The 6,054-nt window shown below is 67.5% G+C and carries 4 protein-coding genes; 2 read left to right on the top strand and 2 right to left on the bottom strand.

The genetic code is table 11. The features are described from left to right. Together FVW20_RS05740 and FVW20_RS05735 are read right to left on the bottom strand one after the other, a co-directional pair. Positions 1 to 732 (bottom strand): AraC family ligand binding domain-containing protein (locus FVW20_RS05740; protein ID WP_196608675.1); only part of this gene is annotated, 732 nt, incomplete at its 3' end. 198 nt (positions 733 to 930) lie between these two features. After that, positions 931 to 2,574, bottom strand: a complete 1,644-nt coding sequence (locus FVW20_RS05735; protein ID WP_196608674.1) for an FmdE family protein — start codon at positions 2,572 to 2,574, stop codon at positions 931 to 933. Positions 2,575 to 3,031: 457 nt separating this feature from the next. Between FVW20_RS05735 and FVW20_RS05730 the strand changes: the two genes are divergently transcribed. Both FVW20_RS05730 and FVW20_RS05725 read left to right on the top strand, forming a co-directional pair. Beyond that, positions 3,032 to 5,548: a DMSO/selenate family reductase complex A subunit gene (locus FVW20_RS05730; RefSeq protein ID WP_231038902.1), complete on the top strand. Its 2,517-nt coding sequence runs from the start codon at positions 3,032 to 3,034 to the stop codon at positions 5,546 to 5,548. 49 nt (positions 5,549 to 5,597) lie between these two features. Then, on the top strand, positions 5,598 to 6,054 hold a 457-nt coding region (locus FVW20_RS05725; RefSeq protein ID WP_231038901.1), incomplete at its 3' end, for a 4Fe-4S dicluster domain-containing protein.

The raw sequence follows: 6,054 nt of genomic DNA, 5'->3' as shown, positions 1-6,054 counted from the left end.
GGTTGCGGCGGGCCGGGTTGGCGGGAGGGCATCGGCGGGAGTCGTGGGGTTCGCGGCGGGACCAGCGTCGGGCGCGGGCAGGCAGTGGCGGGTCAGCAGCAGTTCCGCAGCCTGCACCAGCAGCGACTGCTTTTCCAGCATGGAGCCGCCGCGCGACACCGCCTCGTACAGGGCCGACCACGCGGCCATGGACTGCGCGCAGTCCACCACCGGCGCGCGAAAGCGGGGCAAGGGGGCCGGGCGGGCGCAACTGCCGGGGGGGCCGGAAGCGCCGAGTTCGGCCTGCTCGCCTGATTCGGTCCATTCGACGTGTCTGCCTGATGCATCCTGTGCACTGCCCGGGCCGGGGTGTTCCGGCGTCTCGGCGGTGGTCGCCAGTTCCGCCTGCCCTTCCGCCTGTCCTTCCGCCTGTCCGGTCGCCTGTCCGGCCAGTTCAGCCAGCCATGCCGGGTCCACGTAGAACATGCGGTAGGCAAAGAAGGTGTCGCGGTCGGGGTTGCAGGCGTGCACCCGGTCCGGCTCGATGAGCACCAGCTGTCCGGCCACGGCCCGGTGCGATGCGCCCTCCAGCATGAAAGAGGCGGCCCCGCCGTCCATGATGCCGATGGAATACGCGGCATGGGTGTGACGGCGGAAGGTTTCCTCGTTGTAGCTCGACCGGCGCACCTCCACCTCGGGCAGGTCCGGGTCGCGCCAGAAGCGGACGGCGGCGTGGCGTGGGGTGCGGCTCATGGGGCGAGTATCGGGGGGCTTGCCGGGGGCGTCAAGTGGGAGGCGTAGGGTGTGTGTGGGCCAGGCCCATCAGCACGCCAAGTCAGTCAAGCCCGGCAGGTACGGTGCTACGGCGAGTCCGTCAGGTGCGGGCCACGAAAAAACCGGGGCAACCAACGCTGCCCCGGTGTCGTTCGCGGAACGGGTGCTGCCCGGGTTCTATTTCCCGAACGGGCACTTGGGATACGTGCAGCTCTTGCATTCCATGCACAGGCCGCCGTCGCCCAGCTTGGCCAGGTCGCGCCGGGTGATTTCCACCCCGGCCAGCAGGCGCGGCAGCAGGATGTCCAGCGCGGTGGTCTTGAAGAACAGCGCGCAGGCGGGCACGCCCACCACCTGCACGGGGTGGGGGGCCTGTTCGCTGGCGATGCGGCCCACAAGGCTCATGGTGCCGGGCAGCATGGGCAGGCCGTACAGCATGTCGGTAAGGCCCGCGTCCATCAGCCCCTTGCGGGTCACGTCGTCCGGGTCCACGGACAGCCCGGCGGTGGTCACCACCAGGTCAGCCCCGGCGGCAATCAGGTCGCGCACGCCCTGGGTGATCAGTGCCGCGTCGTCGGGGGCGAACACGGTCTTCACCACCTCGCAGTTCAGGCGCTGGGCCTTCTGGGTGATGATGGGCGCGAACTTGTCCTGGATCAGCCCCTGGAACACCTCGGTGCCGGTGACCAGGATGCCGATCCTGGCGGCGCGCATGGGCAGCACCTGAAGCAGCGGGCCGTCCTGCAACATGGCCGTGGCCTTGATGAAATTCTCGCGCGAAAGGTACAGCGGAATGGCCCGCGTGCCCGCAACCTTGGCGCCTTCCAGCACCATGCTGTAGCCCTGGCGGGTGGCGCACATCACGTCGGGCACAAGGTTGAAGCGTTCCAGCCGGTCGGTATCGACCATCAGCAGGCCGTCGCGGGTGGCGGTAAGGTTGGCCTTGCCCTCGCGCGGGTCCGCAAGCATGGCCACACCCTCGCCCGCCAGCATGGCCGCGAAGGTCTTGGCGGCCTCGTCCTCGTGCACCCAGGCGTCATCGGATTCGGCGGCGTCCTGTACGTAGATGGAATTGCGCCCCATCATCTGCAGGCGGCAGATGTCCCCGGCGGTCAGTTCCTGTCCGGCGGTGAACTCCGCGTCCTTGTGCTCGCCGGGCACGATGCGGGTCATGTCGTGCAGGGCGCGCTTGCCCACGGCCTCTGCCACGGGCACGGCGCGCAGGGCGGGCTGGCCCTCGAAGGCGAAGCCGGGCCCGGCATGGTAGGGCGATTCACCCTGGCACGAACGACAGATGCCGCCCGAGGACACCGGATAATATTCGCCGCACAGCGGGCAGCGGCCCACAAGCCCCTTGCCCTTGTGCCCCAGCCGGTCGGGCCGCACGGTGATGGGCCGGGCGGTCAGGATGTCCGGACCCGCCTCCTTGATCTGCGCCTGCAACAGCGGCGTGTCCTGGTCCTTCTTGGGCTTCAGCTTCAGGAACCAGGTGCGGATTTCTTCCCACGGGCCCATCTTGTCCACATCCAGGTGCACGCGCACGCCTTCGCCGGTGCGCTTGTCGAACAGCGACACCGCGTAGATGCCGAAGTTCATGATGCGCAGCCAGCCGTTGCCCACCGTGCAGGGGGTCAACAACTGCACCGCGTCGGGCAGACACTGTTCGGTTTCGGAAATGGCGTCGAACAGGATGCCTTCCGGCAGGCCCCGGCGGGCCAGTTCGACCATGTAGCCCCCGATGATCAGGCCGGGTGCCGGATAGCCGTGGAAATTGCGCGCCACTTCCATGAATTCGTCGTGGGTGTGTGGACCGATGAGCATGTGGTGGTTCTCGTGAAGGCAAGGGTTGCGTGAACGGCGCGGCGGCGGGGGCCGACCGGGAAAGCCTGCGTCGAACGGCGTTCGCGCGCATGCCATTCCCGTTGTTGCGGGTGCGTGTCCGCGCGCATTCGTGTTGGCGTATTAGCCCTAAATACCAGTATGTTGCAGCAAAAACCCCGCCCTGCGGCAAGACACTAGCAGGTTTTGACACGGCAGTCACGGAAGCGCGACTTGGCGTGGCATTGGCACCGCACTGGTTTTTACCACCCTGCCACGATCACGCGGTGCGTGGAAAGCGTGTAGGATGTGTCCTACATCCGTCTCTGTTTTCCTACGTTTTTGCAGCATGGCGGCAGCCCGGTTAGGCGCAGTGCAAGAAGGCGCGGCATGCGTGCCGCACCCAAGGCGTCTTACGCGCGTCACGCACGCGTCCTGATCGCAACAGAGAGGAATGTCCATGAAACTCGAACATTCGCAAGCGGCACAGGCTGGCGACGCCCGATCGGGCAGTCCGGCCCATGCCGCCGGAATGCCGGAAGATTGCGCGGCCCGGGGACTGGACCGCCGCACCTTTCTCAAATGGTGCGCGCTGCTGGGCGGCGCGGCCATGCTGCCCGGCGGGCTTGCCGGGCTGTGCCCCGCCGTGGCCGAAGCCGCCAGTGGCGGGTCGCAGGACTTTGTCTGGAGTTCGTGCAATGTCAACTGCGGCAGCCGTTGCGTGCTGCGCGCCATGGTGCGTGACGGGGCCATCGTGCGCATGGACACCGACAACCTGGGCGCCGACGACTACGGCACCCACCAGATTCGCGCCTGCCTGCGTGGCCGGGCCATGCGCCAGCGGGTGTACGCGCCGGAACGGCTGAAGTACCCCATGCTGCGTACCGGCAAGCGCGGCGAGGCGGCCTTCCGCCGCGCCACGTGGGACGAGGCGCTGGACGTCATTGCCGCCAAGATGAAGGACATCAGGGAACGCTACGGCAACGAGGCGTTCTACCTCAACTACGGCACCGGCAACCTGGGTTCGGTCATGTCCAAGTCGTGGCCCACGGACCAGACGCCCATCACCCGGCTGATGAACTGCTACGGCGGCTATCTGAACCACTACAACACGTACAGCACCGCCCAGATCGCCACCAGCATGCCCTACCTGTACGGCGGCGGGCTTGGCAACGCGCTGTCGGACATCGTCAACAGCAAGCTGGTGGTCCTGTTCGGCAACAACCCTGCGGAAACGCGCATGAGCGGCGGCGGGGTGGTCTACGACATCCAGCGCGCCAAGCGTGAAAGCAACGTGCGGGTCATCGTCATCGACCCGCGCTACACCGACACCGCCGTGGCGGTTGCCGACGAGTGGATTCCCATCCGCCCGGCCACCGACGCCGCGCTGGCGGCGGGCATTGCCCACGTGCTGTTCACTGAGGGCATGGCCGACCGTTCCTTCATGGATACCTACCTGCGTGGCCACGACGAGGCGCACCTGCCCGAGGGCGTGCCCGCGGGCAGTTCGTACGAGGCGTACATCATGGGCAAGGGGCCGGACGGCGTGGCCAAGACGCCGGGCTGGGCCTCGGCCATCTGCGGCGTGCCCGTCGATACCATCGTGCGCCTTGCGCGCGAGATAGGCACCGCCAAGCCCTGTTGCATCAGCCAGGGTTGGGGACCGCAGCGCCACCACAACGGCGAAACCAACTGCCGCGCCATTGCCGTGCTGGCCGCGCTGACCGGCAACGTGGGCATTCCCGGCGGCAACACCGGCGCGCGAGAGGGCGGCTATTCCATTCCCTTCCCCGGCTTTCCCACGCTGAAGAACCCGGTGGCCGCCAGCATCTCGTTCTTCCTGTGGACCGACGCCATCGTGCGCGGCCCGGAAATGACCGCCGAGCGTGACGGCGTGCGCGGCGTGCCCAGGCTGAACGTGCCCGTCAAGTTCATCTGGAACTACGCGGGCAACGCGCTGATCAACCAGCACTCGGACATCAACCGCACCGCGCAGATCCTGTCGGACGACACCAAGTGCGAGATGATCGTGGTGGTGGAAAACTTCATGACCCCCAGCGCGCGCTTTGCCGACGTGCTGTTGCCCGCCGTGACCAACCTGGAGGAGAACGACTTCGCCCACCAGGGCAGCACGGCGGAGATGGGCTACGTGATCTTTGCCCAGAAGGCCATCGAACCGCTGTTCGAGTCGCGCAGCGTGTACGACATGTGCGCCGACATCGCCGAACGCCTTGGCGTGCGCGAGCAGTACACCGAGGGCCGCACCCGCGACGAATGGCTCCAGAAGATCCTGACCGACGCCCGCCAGAAGCTGCCCGACCTGCCCGCCACCCTGGAAGAGGCCTGGAAGCTGGGCGTGTACAAGGTCAGGAATCCCGGCAAGCCCTTCGTGGCGTACAAGGCCTTCCGCGATGATCCGGTGGCCAACCCGCTGGCCACGCCGTCGGGCCGCATCGAGATATTCTCGAAGCGGCTGTGGGACATCGGCCACAAGTGGGAACTGCCCGCCGGGGAGCGCATCGCCGCGCTGCCGGAATACGACGAGGCCACGGAAGGCCAGGGCGACCCGCTGCGCAAGAAGTATCCGCTGCAACTGGTCACCCACCACTACAAGCAGCGTACCCACTCCACCTACGGCAACGTGCCGTGGCTGAAGGAGGCGGCCCCCCAGACCGTGTGGGTGAACCCGCTGGACGCCGCCGACCGGGGCCTTGCCCATGGCGACATGGTGCGCGTGTTCAATGACCGGGGCGCCACGGTGCTGCCCGTAAAGGTGACGCCGCGCATCATGCCCGGCATCCTCTCCATCCCGCAGGGGGCCTGGTACACGCCGGGCGCGGGCGGCACGGACTTCGGCGGCAGCGCCAACGTCCTTACCTCGCTGCGGCCTTCGCCGCTGGCCAAGGGCAACCCGCAACACACCACCCTGGTGGAGATGACCAGACATTCGGGAGGCAGCCATGCCAATGCCAGCTAGACCGGCGTTTCTCTTCGACTCGCGACTGTGTACCGGCTGCAAGGCGTGCATGATCGCCTGCAAGGACAAGAACGATCTGGACCCCGGCGTGCGCTGGCGGCGGGTGACGGAATGCACCGGCGGCGAATGGACGCGCACGGCGGAAGGCTACCGCCAGAACGTGTTCAGCTACTACCTGTCGGTGTCCTGCAACCACTGCGAAGACCCCATCTGTGTCCAGTCCTGCCCCACCACGGCCATGCACCAGGACAAGAACGGCATCGTCAGCGTGGACCCGAAGAAATGCGTGGGCTGCAAGTACTGCTCGTGGGGCTGCCCCTACGGCGCGCCGCAGTATTCGGAGCGGCTGGGCCGCATGACCAAGTGCGACTTCTGCCGTGACGAGATCGAGGCGGGCCGCCCACCGGCGTGCGTGGCCGCGTGCCCCTCGCGGGCGCTGCAATGGGGCGACCTTGAGGGACTGCGCGGCAAGCTGGGCCAGCCCATGGCCGTGGCCCCGCTGCCTG

The organism is Nitratidesulfovibrio oxamicus (assembly GCF_015731765.1).
Classification (GTDB): domain Bacteria; phylum Desulfobacterota; class Desulfovibrionia; order Desulfovibrionales; family Desulfovibrionaceae; genus Cupidesulfovibrio; species Cupidesulfovibrio oxamicus.
Note: the sequence above shows the minus strand (reverse complement) of the source record. Positions and strands in the feature narration are given on the sequence as shown.

What these genes read in the sequence shown, in the direction of transcription:
- FVW20_RS05735 (WP_196608674.1), bottom strand. Translation starts at nt 2,574, where the DNA reads ATGCTCATCGGTCCACACACCCACGACGAATTCATGGAAGTGGCGCGC.
- FVW20_RS05730 (WP_231038902.1), top strand. Translation starts at nt 3,032, where the DNA reads ATGAAACTCGAACATTCGCAAGCGGCACAGGCTGGCGACGCCCGATCG.